Source organism: Lysinibacillus sp. FJAT-14222, from assembly GCF_001278875.1.
In the GTDB taxonomy this organism is placed as follows: Bacteria; Bacillota; Bacilli; order Bacillales_A; family Planococcaceae; genus Lysinibacillus; species Lysinibacillus agricola.
In genome coordinates this window covers 114,092-133,921 of the sequence record NZ_LIYL01000001.1, presented here as the reverse complement: position 1 = coordinate 133,921, position 19,830 = coordinate 114,092, and the positions used below count along the sequence as shown (strand labels likewise).

Annotated in this window: 19 protein-coding genes; 1 reads left to right on the top strand and 18 read right to left on the bottom strand. The window is 38.2% G+C overall.

Annotation, left to right across the window (positions count from 1 at the left end; genetic code table 11):
- Positions 1–79: 79 nt before the first annotated feature.
- Entirely contained in the window at positions 80–565 is a 486-nt protein-coding gene (locus tag AN161_RS00500; RefSeq protein WP_053592417.1) for a dUTP diphosphatase, read from the bottom strand.
- A gap of 103 nt (positions 566–668) precedes the next feature.
- Here AN161_RS00500 and AN161_RS00495 point away from each other — a divergent pair, with 103 nt between their 5' ends.
- Positions 669–1,061, top strand: coding sequence for a hypothetical protein (locus AN161_RS00495; protein WP_053592416.1), 393 nt, complete (start codon positions 669–671; stop codon positions 1,059–1,061).
- 103 nt (positions 1,062–1,164) lie between these two features.
- On the opposite strand, the gene AN161_RS00490 is transcribed toward AN161_RS00495, so the two are convergent.
- From AN161_RS00490 to AN161_RS00410, 17 genes are all read right to left on the bottom strand, one after another.
- Positions 1,165–1,425: a DUF1294 domain-containing protein gene (locus AN161_RS00490; protein ID WP_053592415.1), complete on the bottom strand. Its 261-nt coding sequence runs from the start codon at positions 1,423–1,425 to the stop codon at positions 1,165–1,167.
- A gap of 138 nt (positions 1,426–1,563) precedes the next feature.
- On the bottom strand, positions 1,564–1,923 hold the full coding sequence (gene rplT, locus AN161_RS00485; RefSeq protein WP_053592414.1) for a 50S ribosomal protein L20: 360 nt from the start codon (positions 1,921–1,923) through the stop codon (positions 1,564–1,566).
- A gap of 61 nt (positions 1,924–1,984) precedes the next feature.
- Positions 1,985–2,185: a 50S ribosomal protein L35 gene (rpmI, locus tag AN161_RS00480; protein ID WP_004226312.1), complete on the bottom strand. Its 201-nt coding sequence runs from the start codon at positions 2,183–2,185 to the stop codon at positions 1,985–1,987.
- A 31-nt stretch (positions 2,186–2,216) separates the two neighbouring features.
- Positions 2,217–2,720 carry a translation initiation factor IF-3 gene (infC, locus tag AN161_RS00475; RefSeq protein ID WP_025114499.1) on the bottom strand — a complete coding sequence of 168 codons (504 nt, stop codon included), beginning with the start codon at positions 2,718–2,720 and terminating at the stop codon, positions 2,217–2,219.
- A 599-nt stretch (positions 2,721–3,319) separates the two neighbouring features.
- The gene (thrS, locus tag AN161_RS00470; RefSeq protein ID WP_053592413.1) at positions 3,320–5,251 is read right to left on the bottom strand and encodes a threonine--tRNA ligase; all 1,932 of its coding nucleotides are present in this window, start codon (positions 5,249–5,251) and stop codon (positions 3,320–3,322) included.
- 553 nt (positions 5,252–5,804) lie between these two features.
- Positions 5,805–6,734: a primosomal protein DnaI gene (gene dnaI, locus AN161_RS00465; RefSeq protein ID WP_277815912.1), complete on the bottom strand. Its 930-nt coding sequence runs from the start codon at positions 6,732–6,734 to the stop codon at positions 5,805–5,807.
- 24 nt (positions 6,735–6,758) lie between these two features.
- Complete coding sequence (locus AN161_RS00460; protein WP_241774455.1) at positions 6,759–8,126, bottom strand: DnaD domain protein; 1,368 nt, start codon at positions 8,124–8,126, stop codon at positions 6,759–6,761.
- An 18-nt stretch (positions 8,127–8,144) separates the two neighbouring features.
- A complete protein-coding gene (gene nrdR / locus AN161_RS00455; protein ID WP_053592410.1) occupies positions 8,145–8,615 on the bottom strand; it encodes a transcriptional regulator NrdR in 471 nt (156 codons plus the stop codon).
- Positions 8,616–8,873: 258 nt separating this feature from the next.
- Positions 8,874–9,896 carry a glyceraldehyde-3-phosphate dehydrogenase gene (locus AN161_RS00450; protein ID WP_053592409.1) on the bottom strand — a complete coding sequence of 341 codons (1,023 nt, stop codon included), beginning with the start codon at positions 9,894–9,896 and terminating at the stop codon, positions 8,874–8,876.
- A gap of 860 nt (positions 9,897–10,756) precedes the next feature.
- Positions 10,757–11,350: a dephospho-CoA kinase gene (gene coaE / locus AN161_RS00445; RefSeq protein WP_053592408.1), complete on the bottom strand. Its 594-nt coding sequence runs from the start codon at positions 11,348–11,350 to the stop codon at positions 10,757–10,759.
- Between the two features lie 13 nt (positions 11,351–11,363).
- Positions 11,364–12,236 carry a bifunctional DNA-formamidopyrimidine glycosylase/DNA-(apurinic or apyrimidinic site) lyase gene (gene mutM, locus AN161_RS00440; protein WP_053592407.1) on the bottom strand — a complete coding sequence of 291 codons (873 nt, stop codon included), beginning with the start codon at positions 12,234–12,236 and terminating at the stop codon, positions 11,364–11,366.
- A 12-nt stretch (positions 12,237–12,248) separates the two neighbouring features.
- Positions 12,249–14,876 (bottom strand): DNA polymerase I, encoded by a 2,628-nt coding sequence (polA, locus tag AN161_RS00435; RefSeq protein WP_053592406.1) that lies wholly within the window; start codon positions 14,874–14,876, stop codon positions 12,249–12,251.
- A 207-nt stretch (positions 14,877–15,083) separates the two neighbouring features.
- Entirely contained in the window at positions 15,084–15,515 is a 432-nt protein-coding gene (locus AN161_RS00430) for a hypothetical protein (RefSeq protein WP_053592405.1), read from the bottom strand.
- Positions 15,516–16,278: 763 nt separating this feature from the next.
- The gene (locus tag AN161_RS00425) at positions 16,279–17,289 is read right to left on the bottom strand and encodes a protease modulator HflC (protein ID WP_053592404.1); all 1,011 of its coding nucleotides are present in this window, start codon (positions 17,287–17,289) and stop codon (positions 16,279–16,281) included.
- Positions 17,289–18,257 (bottom strand): FtsH protease activity modulator HflK, encoded by a 969-nt coding sequence (hflK, locus tag AN161_RS00420; RefSeq protein WP_053592403.1) that lies wholly within the window; start codon positions 18,255–18,257, stop codon positions 17,289–17,291. Before hflK ends, AN161_RS00425 begins: the two co-directional genes overlap by 1 nt.
- A gap of 147 nt (positions 18,258–18,404) precedes the next feature.
- A complete protein-coding gene (locus tag AN161_RS00415; RefSeq protein ID WP_053592402.1) occupies positions 18,405–19,118 on the bottom strand; it encodes an LrgB family protein in 714 nt (237 codons plus the stop codon).
- Positions 19,115–19,483, bottom strand: a complete 369-nt coding sequence (locus tag AN161_RS00410) for a CidA/LrgA family holin-like protein (protein ID WP_053592401.1) — start codon at positions 19,481–19,483, stop codon at positions 19,115–19,117. Before AN161_RS00410 ends, AN161_RS00415 begins: the two co-directional genes overlap by 4 nt.
- Positions 19,484–19,830: the final 347 nt, after the last annotated feature.

Here is a 19,830-nt window from a genome sequence, read left to right as displayed (position 1 = left end):
CTCTTGTATCTTCTCTATTATACTTCGTTTACCGAAATATTCCTAGCTTAATCGTCAGAAAATTGGTGTATTTCTCACATTAATATCCTGAACGCTGACGATTATAATTTTCTTCATTTTTCTCTATATATGCCGCAACAACATCCTCAAACGTAAAGCCTAGATTGTATGCAATTAATCCATAGCATTGCCAGATAGCTAAATATCTATCCTCTGTCGGTTGACTAATAAACTTTAAAATATCGTCTTGTGTCATTAAAAATGTCTCTGTTAAATCTCTCTTCTCTTCAATCACTGGCCATTTGTCTATCGCTGTATAACCTTTTAATAAGCCAAGTGATAAAATAAAATGAATCGAATCCACATATTCCTCTAAAATCACATCACGCTCTGAAGCCCCCTTTGTGCTCCAAAACTTAAAACAGCGTGTTTCATTTGCTAGTTCAGCTAGCTCTACCATTAAAGCTAAACCTTTTTCTTTAAATACATCACGTTCAATATTTTGTGTTTTCTCGATAAAATCATCAAGTTCTTTCTGCATTTTAAACAATTGTTGTAAATTCATTTTTTCCTCCTAAATTTCTTAAAAATATTTATAAAAAGTGAAACTAATTGCCCCCTCCAATCGTATAGGAAGGAATAACCTTTCTTCAAGGGGGAAATTAAAAATGTTGCCGTTACTGATTCGTCTTGCTGTTATTGCGCTTATTATCTATGTATTTTATAAAGCGATTCGTTATATAACCGATCCTAAGCGAAAACTTGATGAAGCCTATGAAAAAGGCCAATACTATTTTTATGATGACGTCAAAAATGTCCGAAAAAATTTCTTTATTTCTTATAAGGGTGCTCTTTTCGAAGGTGAAAAATACCTTGGTACTACTGAGGATGCCTTCGAGGTTGTTACGATTTTTGTTGGTGCCCGTGACGCCGCTGCACTGCAAGGTTTTACGAAAAGTGACTTTGAATATCTACAGCAAGAAATCCTATTGAACTATCCAAACGCAAAAATAAATTGGAAGCAACCCATTGAAAAGCTTATGCAAAACACATCCTCATAATGAGGATGTGTTTTATTTATCGGAATGTTTTCGAGTTTTATCAGAATGTTTTCGTGATTTATCGGAACATTTTTAAGTTTTATCGGAATGTTTTTACGATTTATCACCATATTTGTACTATGATAAAAATTTGAATAGCTGCTAGCAGCGGGAAGCCAAATGCAAAGCTGTTATGGCGTGTTTTATGACGGAATAAATACATTCCTAGCACACCACCTACTGCACCCCCAGCAATTGCTAATGTAAACAACGTACGTTCTGCAATACGCCATTCATGCTTTTTCGCTTTTGATTTATCCATGCCCATCATTATGAGCAGGACTATAGAAACAATTGCCATATAAGCTAATAATGCTTGTCCCATTGAGTACTCCTTTTAATTTTCTATTTCCTACTACTCTAACACAAAAAAAGACTGACGGAAAAATCCATCAGTCTTTTAATAACTTTTGCACCTGTCGCTTCGCTTTCGGTGCAGAAGTAATTTTGACTTTGTCAAAAATTACTTAGCTACTGCTTTTTTTGCAGTGTCAGCTAATTGAGTGAATGCTGCTGCATCAGTTACAGCTAGGTCAGCTAACATTTTACGGTTAACTTCGATACCAGCAACTTTTAAACCGTGCATTAAACGGCTGTATGAAAGACCGTTCATGCGAGCAGCTGCGTTGATACGAGTGATCCATAATTTACGGAAATCACGTTTTTTCTGACGACGGTCACGGTATGCATATTGACCTGACTTCATTACTGCTTGGTTAGCAACTTTGTATAATGTATGTTTTGAACCATAGTAACCTTTAGCTAATTTTAATACTTTTTTACGACGTTTGCGCGTCACTGTTCCGCCTTTTACGCGTGGCATATGAATTACCTCCTGCTTTTCATTTAAAAATGAATGTTAGTATTTTGTTTTTGTAGTCAAATTATTTCATGTAAACAAGTAATGATTTGATGCGTTTGAAGTCACCAGATGAAACGATATTTGCTTTACGTAGGTGACGTTTTTGTTTTGTAGATTTGTTTGCGAATAAGTGGCTTCCATAAGCACGGTCATATTTTAATTTACCTGAACCCGTTTTTTTGAAACGTTTCGCAGCTCCACGGTGAGTTTTCATTTTTGGCATGTCGAATTCCTCCTAAACTGTTCGTCTAATATTATTTCTCGTTCTTTGGTTGAAGAACTAAGAACATGCTTCGGCCTTCCATCTTCGGTTTTTGTTCAACCGTTGATACTTCAGCACAAGCTTCAGCAAAACGATCTAACACACGTTGACCAATGTCTTTATGTGTAATCGCACGACCTTTGAAACGTAAGCTACATTTAACCTTATCACCTTTTTCAAGGAATTTAATCGCGTTACGTAACTTCGTTTGGAAATCATGCTCATCGATTGATGGGCTCAGACGAACCTCTTTCATTACGATGACCTTTTGATTTTTACGAATTTCACGGTCTTTCTTTTGCTGTTCAAACTTAAATTTACCATAGTCCATGATACGAGCGACTGGCGGCTTGGCTTGAGGGGCCACAAGGACAAGATCCAAGTTTACACGAGTGGCGATTTCTAGCGCTTCATTACGTGTCTTTACACCAAGCTGGTCACCATTGTGATCGATTAATCGAAGTTCACGTGCGCGAATGCCTTCGTTTACATACATGTCTTTGCTAATAGTAATCCACCTCCAAGTAGTTGTCGCGAATACATGGTTTGGGCAAAGCCTTGCCCGGTTGAACGGTACATCCTCTTGTCATGTCCATAAAAAAAGGGCGGACATTTTGAAGATGTCCGCCCGCTATATGTGCATGCGCAAGTCTGCGCAAAACAATTCAACGTGTCATACCTGTTCACAGCCCAAGAGCGTTGTATCAGGTGAGAAGCGGGCAGCCTCTACTTCAACCACAAACTTTGTATTCATTAACCTTAATCATATTAGCATGTACTTCATAAGCTGTCAAATGTTTTTCAGCTTATTTATTAATAAAGTAACCTAAAAACTTTTAATCTAAACTATTATAATGGTTTTCATCATAACGTGAGGTTGACTAGGCGCTTTACCGATGTTGGTCCCGAAGGCGTTATCACAGGACGTGATGTTTTTAGCCTTCACTCCTCTATTGCTAATCCCCAAGGAGTCGCCTAGCCTCCACTCCAATCAACCTATATAAATACGTTCTAACAAATGTCATTCCAAACTTTTGATGATCTTGCCCGGCGAATTCTAATTCTTTTTCAATCTGATCGAATTCGCCGACAAAATTATTTTGTAATTTCTGCTTTAATGTTTGCTAGGAAGTCTTGGAAGCTAATTGTTTCTGAATCTTTTGAGCCATAGCGACGTACGTTTACGCCACCAGCCTCTACTTCTTTGTCTCCGATAACAAGCATATACGGAATTTTTTTCATTTGTGCTTCACGGATTTTGTAGCCTAGTTTTTCTTCACGGTCATCCATTTCAACGCGTAAGCCTGCAGCATTTAATTGCTCTTCAATTTGTTTTGCATAATCAAAGTGTGCTTCGTTTGAAACTGGGATGACTTCAACTTGTACTGGTGCTAACCATGTTGGGAATGCACCTTTATATTCTTCAATTAAGAAGGCTACGAAACGTTCCATTGTTGATACAACACCACGGTGAATAACAACTGGACGATGTGGTTTACCATCTTCTCCAACATAAGTTAAGTCAAAGCGCTCTGGTAATAAGAAATCAAGCTGCACTGTTGATAAAGTTTCTTCTTTACCAATTGCAGTTTTTACTTGTACGTCAAGTTTAGGACCGTAGAATGCAGCTTCACCTTCAGCTTCGAAGTAATCTAAGCCAAGCTCATCCATTGCCTCTTTTAACATACTTTGTGCTTTTTCCCACATTGCATCATCATCGAAGTATTTTTCAGTATCTGCTGGGTCGCGATAAGATAAACGGAACGAGTAATCGTTTAAATCAAAGTCCTTGTAAACCTCTAAAATTAACTGTACTACTTTTTGGAATTCCGCTTTAATTTGATCTGGACGAACGAAGATATGTGCATCGTTTAAAGTCATCCCACGTACACGTTGTAAGCCAGAAACTGCGCCTGACATTTCATAACGGTGCATTGTACCAAGCTCCGCAATACGTAATGGTAGGTTACGATAAGAATGCATGCTATTTTTGTACACCATCATATGGTGAGGACAGTTCATCGGACGCATAATTAATGTTTCATTGTCCATCTCCATTGGTGGGAAAATAGAATCTTGGTAGTGATCCCAGTGACCTGAAGTTTGATAAAGCTCTTTAGAACCAAGTACTGGTGTGTAAACATGCTTATAACCAAGAGATACTTCTTTATCCACGATATAGCGCTCAATGACACGACGGATTGTCGCACCGTTTGGTAGCCATAGTGGTAAGCCTTGGCCAACTTTTTGAGAAGTTGTAAATAATTCTAATTCCTTACCGATTTTACGGTGATCACGTTCTTTTGCTTCTTCAAGCATTTGTAGGTGATGTTTCAATTCTTCTTTTTTAAAGAATGCTGTACCATAAATACGTTGAAGCATTTTGTTATCTGAGTTACCTCTCCAGTAAGCACCCGCTAATGAAAGAAGTTTGAACTCACGAAGCTTACCAGTTGATGGTGCGTGGATACCGCGGCAAAGGTCGAAAAATTCACCTTGATGATAAATAGAAACTTGTTCATCAGCCGGAATCGCTTCAAGTAATTCTAATTTATATTCATCGCCGATTTCTTGATAGATTCCTTGTGCTTCTGCACGGCTAACATTTTTGCGCTCGATCTCTAGGTTTTCAGCGATAATCTTTTTCATTTCTTTTTCAATTGCTGGTAAGTCTTCAGCTGTGATTGGAGTTGGTGCATCAATATCGTAGTAGAAACCACCTTCAATAACTGGACCAATACCAAGTTTAACGTCTGGGAATAAACGCTTAATCGCTTGTGCTGTTAAGTGCGCAGTAGAGTGACGTAGGATTTCAAGTGCTTCCTCATCATCTTGTGTAATAATTGCGATTGTAGCGTCCTCTTCAATCGGTGTTTTTAAATCCACTAAGACACCATTTACTTTACCAGCATATGCTTTTTTTCGAAGTCCTGGGCTGATTGATAATGCCACGTCATCAGTAGATGTACCTTTTGCAAATTCCTTTACAGCGCCATCTGGGAAAGTTAATTTAATCATATCTGACATTTTGTTTGCACTCCTTATAGTCTTATAGTGATGCATGATCGAATCCCTGGAAAATAAAAAAGCTCCGTCCCTACGAAAGGGACGAAGCGTATGCTCGTGGTTCCACCCTTCTTTCTTCCGACTTTTTATAGTCAGACGAAGCTCAAGGCTAGCTAACGGGCTAGGGACCGGCGAAAGATTTTCCCTTTCGCTGCTCAGTAGGTAGTAAATGATGTGCTCGAACTAGGAAGCTTACAGCCAATGACTTCCCTCTCTAAAAGCTGATACACAAAATTCATGTCCTCATCAATGCATTTTTTGATCAATTATGCCTCGGCATAATTGCGTCTGGAATCGGCTTTGTGCTTAGGCCTGCACTATGCAGGTCAGTTAGCCGTTATCGCATGGATGCGATGATTTTAGGCTAACATCCTCTAAGTACTCCTTTCCGATTCCGTGACATCCGCCGGAGGCATTAACTTCTTTCAGCGGGTGTTTGCACAGCCTGCTGAAAGAAGTTAATTATTATATGAGACAGTATACGCTCGATTGTCGTAAAATGCAACTGTCAATCTTACATACGTCGATTTTTGCCGTGCATTTCAATTGGCTCTGTCAAGGCTTTGACACGTTCCATAATACGTCCAGCCTTCACAACTTCTATGTCACCTTTTTGCGACTGTGCTAAATGATGCTCTAGTTCATCATATTTAAAATTAGATGTAATGAATGTTGGCAATTGCTCCGCCATGCGGTAATGGAAAATAGTCCCCAAAATTTCATCTCGCGTCCAAGCGGTCATTGTCTCGGCTCCTAAATCATCAAGCATTAGCACTGGTGCCTTCTTCACATAGTCTAATTTTTCATTCAATGTATTATCGCCAATTGCATTTTTCATTTCTCGTAAAAATTCAGGCACGAACACGACTACTGAACGAATTTTGATGGAGGCTAATTCATTAGCAAGTGCTCCTAGTACAAAAGATTTCCCTACACCAAATTTCCCGTATAAATAATAACCCTTTGCTGGAAGCTTTCCTGTTTCCAATGTTGTCTTCACAAATTGTGCCGCTTTTTGAGCAATCATGACACGAGATTCATCGTCAATGAGTAAATCTTGAATTGTCGCTTGCAGCACATCCTTAGGCATATGCATACTCGCAATCATATTGGTTACATCACGTCGCTCATCCTCGCGTATCTTTTGCTCACAACGTACATAATCAATTTCAACGGTACTTCTCACTACACGTAAAGTAGGTAAAAAACCTTTTAAGTAGTTTGTACAACTTTCCGTATTGTTACAGCCACAGCAGACAGTAGATTGACTAATAAACTCATGGAGCTTCGGTAAATTACGTTCAATTGTTTCATAGCTTAACTCATCTGCATGCGCTGCTAAAAATTCTTGCACACGAGGGTTTTCTAAAATTTCTCGACGCATCGTTTCGTAACGTTCTTGAAATGATGGTACATTAATTGCTCTTTTTAATGGTCCATTAATCTGTTCGATTGTCGTTCACCCTCCTTACTTATCACTTTTCCCTAGCATTTCCAATATTTTTTGACGCTCTTGCTCAAAATCTATCGTGCTTGAAGTGTTATCTTCTTGTTGCTCGTTACGTTTGTAAAACCATTCAGGCACCTTCTCTTCACGTTGATTTCCTGAACGCCCTTTAGCACCTTGATTACTTTTCCTCGGTGTCTGCGGCTTATTTTTCCACGTAGTGTATTTATCATGCTCCTGGCGTGCTAGCTCCATTGCTTCCTTTGCAGTTTGAATATTTTTACGTACCCAATGATCCGCAATCGTTTCCACATATTTTTTAGGTAGCTTCATATCAGTTGTTAACATTACATATTCCAAAAGAGCATTAACAACACCTACTGGCATTCCATGCTGGACAATTAAGCTTTCAGCAAGCTGAACGGAAGTCTGTAGAGGTTCTTTGCCATTATTGATATCTCGCAGCACTTGGACTGGCGGAGTCGTCTCTAAATAATGCTGAAGCTCCTGATCCTTTGTTTTTTGTCCTGATTCTTCTAGAGATGATGGCTCAATCACTCTTGCAAGCTTTGGTGGTTCTTTTGATACCGTTAGCTTATAAAAATCGGCAGCTGCCTTACGTAATCGTTCCAGTGAAATACCTAGGTCATCATCTAATGCAAGAATCACAACTTTTTGCATATCCAGTGCCGTTAAGCGATATAAAAAAGCAAGTTTTGCTATTGTTTCACGTACCTCAAGTGTTAGTAAACTGGACGGCACTAGCTGCTCCGATAAACCCGCCTGCAGTAATTCGAAGTCAAACTGTTCAAAATAAAACGGATATACCTTTTGCTGTTGATCCTTACGACTAGTATCGACTTGTAAATCATCTGGAATCTTTGAACTAACAGGCTTAAAAACGTCTATGAAGACACGTGATACATCTTTAAATTCTGCATCTCTTGCAGATGGAATAAAACGCTGACGTAACTTTCGATAAGCTTGCTCCCCAATTTTACTAAACAAAAACATCGACAGCAGTGGGTCTTTCATAAAGCTATCTGCATCAAGCGGACGCATCAGCTCATATAAAAAGCTTCGCTGGTCAGCATCTTCTTTTTTCCATGTGCGTAACAAGCCAATTGCTTCGAGCGCAATACGTGCCTCAAATATTTTACCAATAGGAAGCCCTAGCACATTCATTAAATAATAATGTGTCATTTGCTGACTTGGCATTTGCTCAGCTTCTGCCCATAGTGTTAAATAAAGGCTGATTGGCTCCGCTCCAATTAAAGGCTGATAAAATAGCGTTACTAATTGACGTTCCTGCGTAGAAAGTGCATGAGGTAGGCGAATGTCAAAAGAATCAGCGGGCTGCAATTCCTTATACAAATGGATCAACGTCATTCACCCTCTCTGTTTTCCCTATGATTTTTGCTCTGTCTGACGTTGAATAATCTCTTTAATCTCTTCAATAAAGACATTGATGTCCTTAAATTGGCGGTAAACCGATGCAAAGCGCACATAAGCAACCTCATCAATTTTCGCTAAGCGATCCATCACCATTTCCCCTACATCCTCAGACTGGACTTCAGAATTCCCAATGCGACGAAGATCTTTTTCAATAGACATTACTAGTCCCTCAAGTACTTCAAGAGAAACAGGGCGTTTTTCGCAAGCACGAATTAGTCCACGAAGTACTTTTTCACGACTAAATTCTTCTCGTGAACCTTCCTTTTTCACTACAACTAACGGTGTCTCTTCAATTTTTTCAAACGTTGTGAAGCGGAAGCCACATGACTCACATTCACGACGTCTACGAATTTCTTTATTATCATCTACAGGCCTCGAATCCACAACACGCGTTCCGTTAAATTGGCAAGATGGACATCTCATATAATTACTCTCCTGATTTCACAACATTTAATATTTCTATTATAACAAATTTCCTATGTGTAAGAAAAGCGCATTCACGCTAGTGTGCTCATGATAAGCCCTGAAAGGAGAAAGTACAAGCATAGATTGCAATAATTTATCTAAGGAGATCGCAACATACTCTTGATATCAAATACAATACCAATAACGATAAACTATCTATTTAATAAAAAAAAGCACATCGAAACCACTAGGATTTCAATGTGCTCAGAATAATTTTTAAGCGTTAACTGTTTCTAAAGCTTTTGCCACTTTTTTCACAAGATCTACAACACGTGCAGAATAACCCCACTCATTGTCGTACCAAGCAAGTACTTTCACTTTGCGGTCACCCATTACCATTGTCGAAAGTCCATCCACTGTAGAAGAGTAAGTTGTTGTATTGTAATCAGAAGATACTAGAGGCTCAACTGAGAAGTTTAAGATACCTTTCATTGGACCTTCAGTAGCAGCTTTCACAAATGCAGCATTGATAGAATCTACTGTTACATCTGTATTTAAATCAACTACAAGGTCAACTAATGATACGTTTGGTGTTGGAACACGAAGTGCCATACCGTGAATTTTGCCTTCTAATTCTGGTAATACCAATTTCAAAGCTTTGGCAGCACCTGTAGATGTTGGAATGATTGATTGTGCGCATCCACGTGCACGACGTAAATCTTTATGTGGATTGTCTAGATTCTTTTGGTCATTTGTATAAGCGTGAACTGTTGTCATTAATCCGCTTTCGATACCAAATGTGTCATTTAATACTTTAGCAACTGGTGCTAAGCAGTTTGTTGTACAAGAAGCATTTGAAATAACATCATGTTTTGCGATATCAAGTTTCTCATCATTTACACCTAAAACAATTGTTACGTCCTCGTTTTTACCAGGTGCTGTTAAGATCACTTTCTTTGCGCCTGCTTCTAAGTGCATTGCTGCTTTTTCACGATCATTAAATTTACCAGTTGCTTCAATAACGATATCCACACCCATTGTTGCCCATGGTAATTTTAATGGGTCGCGTTCGCTAATAATTTGAACACGTTTACCATTTACAATTAAAGCATCGCCTGCTGGTTCAATCGTACCTTCGAATGTTCCGTGATTTGTGTCATACTTAATCAAATGTGCTAACGTTTCAGCTGGATAGCTCGCGTTAATCGCAACGATATTTAAACTTTCTTGTACGATCGCTTGGCGGAAAACCATACGTCCGATACGCCCGAAACCATTAATAGCAACTGATACTGTCATTTATAAAATCCTCCCGTGAGTACGTACTCATATTAATTATATACTTTATGCTGATTAGTATAACACAATTTTAAAAAAGATGAACATTATATATTCATAATATAAAAGTTCTTATTTTCTGAAAAATAAAATCGCCTAAATTAGTCCTTATTATGGTATAAATCCACAAAAAAATGCATAGCAAAGTGTTCTTGTCACGCATCCGTATTGTTGAATATAATGTCAATGAAATTAATGTGTCATATTAAATAAAGTATGGCTCTTCGGCAGCGAGGGGTTGATTTCCGTTCCGGCTGGGCGCTTTGTTGCTGCCGCTACGCTTTCGCACAGAGCAAAGCTTCCTGGGGGCGTCCGATGAGCCGCTTCGCTGCGCTCCAGGGTCTCGGGCCAACACGATGTTGGTCACGGAGGCGTTATCACAGGATGTGATGCTTTTAGCCTCCGTTCCTCTATTGCTGATCCCCGAGGAGTCGCCCAGCCTCCACTCCAATCAACTAATTCACATAGCATGTATCCTCTGACATGTCGCTATAATTTAAGTGATAAAACGTAACTTTTGCTAAATGATTTTATCTGTGCGACAGCAACAACGACTATACAATCACGTCACTGTTATAAGTCTATTCTGTTCAATTAAGGTGCGTTGTTATAGGTCCAATGCATAAAATTTATAAAAGTTCTACGCTATTGCTGATTTCCGTTCCAGGCTACTCGACTCCCGTGGGAAAGCGAGTAGCCTGGAACGGAAATCACCCAATGTGACACCATAATTTCATTGACATAATAGTTTTTCAAAGAAAGTAATGCGTAGCAATATGTCATTGCTACGCATCGATTAATTTTACGGATTATTAATTTGATTATAAAACGTCCCAATATGTCAGGATTTTTTTTAATTGGTGCTCTGTTTGTTCTAAATTTTCATTATTGTAAATAACCGCATGGGCACCTTTTTCTTTGACTGACATAGGTAGTTGAGAATGCATTCGAGCTAGTGCATCCTCCTTCGATAAGTTGTTACGCTCCATTAAGCGACGGAGCTGTACCTCTTCACTAACCGATACTACAATAATACGCTCGACAAAATGCTGTAGCTTGCTTTCGAATAAAAGTGGAATATCCATCACTACATGCTTTTCTCCAGACTCTAAATAAGCATCGCGCTGGCGCAGCATTTCCTTACGAATAGCAGGATGCATAATATCATTTAAAATTTTACGCTTTGCAGGCTCATGGAAAATAATATCGCCAAGCTTGGCACGATTTAAACTACCATCTTCTAGTAATATGTCTTGTCCAAAATTTTCAGCTATTAACTTTAAAGTCTCCGTTCCTGGTTCTACAACATCACGCGCTACAATATCTGCATCGACAATCGGTAAACCAAGTGCTGTCATCATTTTTACTACTGTACTTTTTCCGCTCGCTATACTTCCTGTTAATCCGATAATCATAGTTAAATCCCCTTTAATGTTGACAATTTGGGCAAAAGACTGATATGCGCCCACCTATCGTCATTTGGCTCGTTGCAGTTCCACACGTTGGACACATCTTCTTGCCATACATTTGCAATCGATTTTGCATACTTCCAGCCTCACCATTTATATTACGATAATCTGAAATTGTTGAACCTCCTGCTTCAATGCTCTGGCGTAAAATAGCGACAATCGCCTCGAATAATGCACGCTTACGCTTTTCACTAATGCGGTTCATAGTGCGGGTCGGATGAATTTTTTGAGCAAATAGTGCTTCTGTAGCATAAATATTGCCACAGCCCGAAATAACCTGCCCATCCATAATTACTTCCTTAACGGCCTTTTTCTCATATTTCGGTAACTTTGATTTCGCAATAAAATAATCACATGCTGCTTCATCGAATGGCTCTGGTGCCATTTTAGTTAATGGTGCATGATCCTCAATTTTTGTTAAAAAACGTAATTCACCAAAGCGACGTATGTCCGAGTATATTAAATAGCCACCATCTGCCATTTGAAATGTAGCATGAATATGCTTTTGAAATTTCGCCTCATTAATTTCCTCAGGCGAATTCACAACAAACCATGCACCTGTCATCCCTAAATGACTAACAAGTACATAAGGAACATCCTCTTTCAGCAAATGAAAAAAGATGTATTTTGCACGTCGTTCAATTTTTGTAATTGTCATTTGGGACAAGGTTATTTCAAATGCATCGGGCTCAGCTTGCTTCACGATACATTGTTTTCCTTCCCCAAAGGACAAACGAATAATTTCAGACAGTTGAACCTGTTGAATTGTGCGCCCTTCAATCTTAGGTTTTAATGCCTGGACGACACCTTCAACCTCTGGTAATTCAGGCATTTTAACCCCTCCTTATTTTGCTTCGTACCAAGTCGCGCCGTAGTTGAAGTCCACTTTTAGCGGTACATCAAGCTCGATCGCATTCTCCATAACCTCTGGTACTATTTTTTCAAGCAGCGCAATCTCCTCCTTAGGTGCTTCAAAAATTAATTCATCATGCACTTGTAATAGGAGCTTTGCCTGCATATTTTCTTTTTTCAATCGAGCATCCATATCAATCATTGCTTTTTTAATAATATCAGCTGCACTTCCCTGAATCGGTGTATTCATCGCGGTACGCTCAGCAAAGCTTCGCAGATTGAAATTTGAGCTCGTAATATCAGGTAAATATCGACGTCGATTTAAAATCGTTGTCACATAACCATTAAATTTTGCATCCTGCACGATATCATCCATATATTGTTTTACACCTGGGAAGCTCGCAAAATATTTCTCGATAAATATAGCAGCTTCCTTTCGAGTAATATCTAAATTTTGCGATAAGCCATAATCACTAATACCATAAACGATACCAAAGTTTACCGCTTTAGCAGCGCGACGCATATTGCTATCGACCTCATCAGCTGAGACATGGAATACATCCATTGCTGTACGTGTATGAACATCCATACCTTCACGGAAAGCTTCTACTAAATTTTTATCCTTTGACATATGGGCCAATACTCGCAATTCGATTTGTGAATAGTCGGCAGAAAACAATATCCAATCTTCTTGCGATGGGACAAACGCTTGACGGATTTTTCGCCCTTCTTCTAAACGAATCGGGATGTTTTGCAAATTCGGATCAGTTGAGCTTAAACGCCCTGTAGCTGTTAATGCTTGTTGGAATCGAGTATGCACCTTTCCATCCTCTTCATGGATTTCCTTGAGCAAGCCTTCAATATATGTTGACTGTAATTTTCCAAGCTGACGATACAAAAGAATATGCTCAATAATGGCATGCTCTGGCTTTAATTTTTCCAATACATCTGCTGCAGTGGAATAACCTGTTTTTGTCTTTTTAATAACAGGAAGACCTAGTTTATCAAAGAGAATAACACCTAATTGCTTTGGTGAATTAATATTGAAGGCTTCTCCCGCCTCCGCATAAATTTCTTGTTCGATAACAATTAGCTTGTCATTTAGCTCTTGCCCCATTTTTTCCAATGTGGCACGATTGACCGTGATACCCTCACTTTCCATTTCCCCTAAAATGAAAGCAAGTGGAAGTTCTAAGTTTTTATAGAGTTCGAACTGTTCATTTTCCTTTAACAATGTCTCAAGCTTTGACTGTAATGACCACACAGCAAAGGCTTTACGGCCGGCATGCTCAGCCAGTACATCCATGGCTGGTATAGCTCGTTTAGCTCCTTTACCATAAACACTCTCATTTGCCTGCACATTACGATAGCCCAGTTCTTTCGCAAGTGTCGCCACATCATCTCCACTTAGCCCAGGATTATTAATATAAGAGGCAAGCAATAAGTCAAATTCAACACCCGCTAAACGAATCCCCGCACGTTTTAACGCCGCCTGAGATGCCTTTGAATCAGACACATACTTTATTTTAGTAGCATCTTCTAACCAGAGACGAAGAACATCTGATTTAGCCGCAGTATCAAACGGCACGTACATTGTTTTCGCTCCATCTGTTAGTGCAATGCCTAGTTGCTGACACGTATGATAATGCTCGTCCTCTAGTTCCAAGTGCACTGCCATTACATCCTTTAAATGCTCTTGCTTTACTTCTTGCACAATTTCATAGTCAAACGGCGCTTGTTCTTCTTCTTGGACAGTAAAATCACTTTTATCTAGTAGTGACTTAAAGCCAAGCTCCCGCCACACGTTCATTAATTCTTCCTCATTCGGACCATTATAACCAAGATCAGTAAGCGTTATATCAATTGGTGCATCTGTAAAAATGGTAGCAAGCTTTTTACTCATTAGTGCCTGCTCTTCATTGGCAACTAATTTTTCTTTCATTTTTGAAGTCTTTACCGTATCCATTGCCGCATAAAGCGACTCCACTGAACCATGCTCTTTCAGCAATTTAACAGCCGTTTTTTCACCAACACCTGGTACACCAGGAATATTATCTGAAGCATCTCCCATTAAACCTTTCATATCAATAATTTGCCCGGGAGCTAAGCCGTATTTTTCTGCAATAAAGGCTGGTGTATTTTTTTCAATTTCGGTAATACCCTTTTTAGTAATGTATACGGTTACCTGCTCAGTCGCGAGTTGTGTTAAGTCACGATCTCCTGATACGACGATGACGTCCATATCCTGTGATGAAGCTTCTTTGGCAAGTGTCCCTATAATATCGTCCGCTTCGTATAATTCAAGCTCATATCGCTTAATACCATAAGCATCAATAAGCTTACGTATATAAGGAAATTGCTCAGATAATTCTGGTGGAGTCTTTTGTCGACCACCTTTATATTCCGTAAATGTCTCATGACGGAAGGTTGTCTTACCTGCATCAAAGGCAACCAAAATTTTCGTTGGTTGCTCTTCCTCTAATATTCTTTGTAGCATTGTTGTAAAGCCGTATACTGCATTTGTATGAATCCCACTATCGTTCGTTAATAAAGGTAACGCAAAGAACGCGCGATACGCTAAACTATTGCCGTCCAATAATAGCAATTTTTCCTTTGTCATGATTTTATCCTCCTGCGTTTTCGTCTTCTTAATTGTAAAACGAAAACGTATGTTTGAAAATGCCTCTTCCTTTTTACTTTATCGAGAAAACGATTATTTTACCAATCATAACGATGAAAATCGCTAAAATTTCTATATTTATATATTAGCTTAGGATTGTCTATACACAAAAAAGCCAATCACTTATAGTAATTGACTTCTCTCATGTTATTCACTGACTTCATTTGTTTTTTCTTTACGATAGAAAATCTCTTCATATATTACTGTCAATATAAAGGCATTCATAAAGGCAAACACTAAAAATAATGGCATACCACCAAGCTGTGGTTGTGTAAGCTCTGTACTGAATACCATTACGGTACCAATTTGTGCTAAGAAGAAAATGAAGCCAATCCCAACTTGCCATATAGGACGCTTGACTTTGCGTTTTTCGTACCAAAATATTTTTTTAAATATCTTTCGTACATCCTCAGCAATGACTAACCCTAATAAAAACAAAATCATAAAAAACACTGGTATATGATAAACACTTTTTGTGATCCATGCAAAATCTGATAGACGGAAGAAAAGTGTAAATAACGATGCAATACTACAGGCTATCCCTAAATTTTGGAGCCACTTGCTAATTGGCAACTTCACAACTATTACCCCCATTTTTTAATTCTGAACATTATCATTCTATCAGATAATAGTCATCTACGAAACACAAAATTATAAATTTCTATTATTTTCATAACGTATTATCGATAATTGAAAGATATTTATAAGATATGTGATTAAATTCCTAAAACCAAAATTGATAATTAAATAGTACAGAAGATTAAAATTATAACTAGATCACTCTTAAAAAGTTTGGAATGATATTTATTGAAATGTATGCCAAGTATAAGTTGACCTTCGTTCCGACCGGGCGACTCCTTGGGGATTAGCGTCAAGGGCACTGAAAAACTAAAGAAATTCATTTTTTTATATTATAAATCTGTCTTTTGTTGGATTTAGAAACTCAAAAAAGTCGATTTGCATCACATTTTTTGTGGCAAATCGACTTTTTCAGTGCCCTCGATTAGCGTCACAGATGAGACCCTGGAACGAGCCGGCAGAGGAACGAAGGCTAAAAACATCACGTCCTGTGATAACGCCTTCGTGACCAACATCGTGTTGGCCCAAGCGGCTCATTGGACGCCCTCAGGAAGCTTTGCTCTGCGCGAAAGCGAAGCGTCAGCGGCAAAGCGCCCAGTCGGAACGGAAATCAACCACACGTAATAGTGACGAGCCTTAAAACCTATAACCAATATGAAAAATATCATACAAAACACCTTGCTAGTTTCATGGATAGTGTAAAAAAGCCGTCTCAGAAAATTTGAGACGACTTTATATACTAATCCCTACAAGAATAATAGTATTATTTTATATAGCCAGATAATAGTTTTGCATATGGTGAAGTGGATGGCAAAATAATGACCGTATCCTCACCTACAGTTTTCTTATATGATTCTAATGTACGGTACAATGAATAGAATTCAGGGTCTTGAGAAAATGATTTATTATAAATCTTCGCTGCTTCTGCTTCACCTTCCGCTTGAATCAATGCTCCATCCTTTTTAGCCGTTGCTAGCATTTCTTGAACCTGCTTATCTGTTTGAGCTTCGATACGGCGTTTCTGAGCGTCACCTTCAGATAGATATTTTTGTGCGATTGATTCACGCTTTGAAATCATATTCGTAAACACGGATTGCTCATTCTCAGTTGGCAAGTCGATACGACGCATACGGACATCCACTACTTCAATTCCATACTTATCGTTTGAGAGCAATTCATTAACACGTTTAGTGACCTCGTCATTGATACTACCACGTGAAGAGTTTTCATCGTTAATAATCTCTGTATATTCTATTCGACCAAGCTCAGAACGAATAACTGAATAGATAAACTCTTCCATACGTGTTTCAACTTTTTCTATTGTTCCTGCATTGGAAATTAATTGCTTTGGATCTGTAATACGCCAAACTGCATAATTATCAATGATAATTCGCTTTTTATCCTTTGTATTAATCTCCTCTTCTGAAATTTCATAGGTCATTTGATTTTTTGGTAGTTTCGTTACGGTTTGAAGAAATGGTACTTTTATTTTCAAGCCAGGCTCACTCTGAAATTTCACTACTTCCCCAAACTGTCGAACAACAGCATACTCAGATTCTTTTACAATATAAGTATTGGCAAATAAAATAATTGCTATTGCGAAGACAACTGTTAACGTCACAGCAAGAGAAAGGAATTTTTTAGGATTCAACGGGCTCTTTTTAGACATTTTAATAACATTATCCCCTGTATCACCCTCACTAGGAGCAGTATTTTTCGATTTTCCTGATAAAAAATTTAAGAATTTGTCTAGATCCTTATTTTTTTGGTCCATTAGTTACCGCTCCCCTCTTTTTTCTCTGTTGGTGTCTCCTGTGCTGCAGGTTGCAATGCTTGAAGAGGCAAGTATTTCATCGTACTACCATCATCATTCATAATGTAAATTTGCGCTTTAGGTAAAACATTTTCAAGCGTTTCTAAAATTAAACGCTCGCGTGTAATCTGTTGATTGCCCTTATATTGCTCATACATTTTATTAAAGACAGCTACATCACCTTGAGCCTGCTCGATACGCGCTGTTTTTTCACCTTGAGCCTTCGAGATAATAGCATCCTTTTCACCTTGAGCCTCATTAGTACGCTGATTCGCATATTTTTCTGCTTCATTTATTTTTGTATTTTTCATTTCACGTGCATCAGTAACCGCTGTAAATGCCGCTCGCACATCTGTATTTGGTAATTCAACATCCTGTAGTTTTACCCCTAAAACACTTATCCCAATATCGTATTTTTCAATAAGAGAAACGAGTAAGTCTCTTGATTTTGCTTCTATGTCCGCTTTTCCCTCAGTTAACGCAGCATCGACTTTGGAACTTCCGATAATGGATCGAATCGCACTCGACGTAGCGCTATGTAATATTTTTTCTGGATCTTGTGAGTTGAATAAATATTTGTTCGGTTCTGTAATTTTCCATTGAACTACAAGGTCTGTTAAAACAATATTTTCATCCCCTGTAATCATTTTCGTTTCAGCATCGTAATCTTCCAATTCACCTTTTTTATTTTGCTTATAGCCAAACTGCAAACTAAATGTTTCCTTCGATAAAACCTCAACTGATTGTACAGGCCAAGGTAATTTAAAATGTAAACCTGGTTCTGTTACTGTATCATCGGCACGGCCGAATGTAATGACAACTGCTTGTTCTGATTCATCTACCGTGTACCACGATGTAAAAACTGCAATAAGTGCAACTATGCCGAAAATGCCAAGTCCCACCATCATTAGTGACCTTTTCACACTCATGTCGAATCCTCCCTTATACTTAGTACTATAGTTTACGAGATACTTTATAAAAAGTTTCAAAATATTTTAATAAACTAATACTTTAATTTTAGGCAGTTTGACATATGGTACATTTTTTATTTGGAAAATAAAAAACCCTGTTACCATTTAAGGCAACAGGATATTGACAACTAGATGTTCCAATGCTGGGAAAAATGTTGTTGTTAAAACAATACTAATTAATGCAGCTACGATCATAGCAAGACTTGCAAAAGTACCTTCAAGCTCACCAAACTCAAACGCTTTAGAAGTACCTGTACCGTGGGCTCCCATTCCCAGCATTAAACCTCTAGAAGAAGGTCTGTGAAAACGACATACTTTAATAACTAACGGTGCAATCAGACTTCCTAAAATACCCGTTGCCATAACAAAAACGGCTGTCAGCGTAGGAGAGCCACCAATCATATTGGAAATATCCATCGCGATTGGTGTAGTGACTGAACGCGGTACTAAGCTATGCACAAGCTCATCATTTAATCCAACTACTACGGCAATTATAAATGATGATGTAATGGCAACCGCAGATCCAACTGCAATACTTAGAAAAATTTCAAAGGCATGTTTCTTTAATAGGTTAAAATTTTTATAAATTGGTACAGCAAATGCAACTGTTGCTGGACCTAGTAAATTTGTTAAAATATTGGCTCCTGCATTAAAGGATTTATAGGATGTACCTGTTAGTAGCAAAATGATAATTATAACTAACGGTGTAATCAGTATAGGTGTTAGCCATTCCTTCTTATACTTTTTATAAAACATTTTACTAATATAAAAAATTGCAATAGTACCAAGTAAACTTAAGATAGCTATTAAAAAGCTCATGCAGTATCACCTTTCTTTCGTTGCTCTAGCCATTGTGCTGTGAAACCTGTTGCAAACATAACAACAATAGCACTCACTACAATAACAAGCACAACCTTCACACCTTGCACACCGAATAGTGCATCATAGTCGATTACTCCGATAGCAGATGGAATGAAAAATAGTAATAACTCACTAAGTAATAAACCTGCACCTAGCTCAATCCATTCAAGCTTAATAATATGAAACTGTAAAAGTAAAAACAATAAGACTAGTCCAATTATGCTCCCTGGAATCGGCAAGTGAAGTAGACGTGCAATACTATTTCCAACAAATAATAGTATATAAAGATAGCCGATTTGCACGATACTTTTGACGATTTTCATGGTCATCCTTCTTTCAATTTTTTATCCCGCTTTTACGGTCAGTAATATAGATCACTTCTTGATTAATTTCACCTTGGCATAATTGCGTCAGGAGGCATTATCTTCATTCAGTAGGTGTTTGGACACCTACTGAATGAAGATAATGTGGGCTAATTAACTGAACGATAAGCGCGATTGGTTCTACTAACAAGTACACTGATTATTAGTTGAATATTATGCTACTATACTTTACACCTATTTGCGTTACGTGTAAAACAGAAAAAGAATCTACCACCAAAAACTTTGGCAATAGATTCTTCCTTCTATGACGATAGCTAAGCAGCACAATCAAAAAATCTTCATGCATA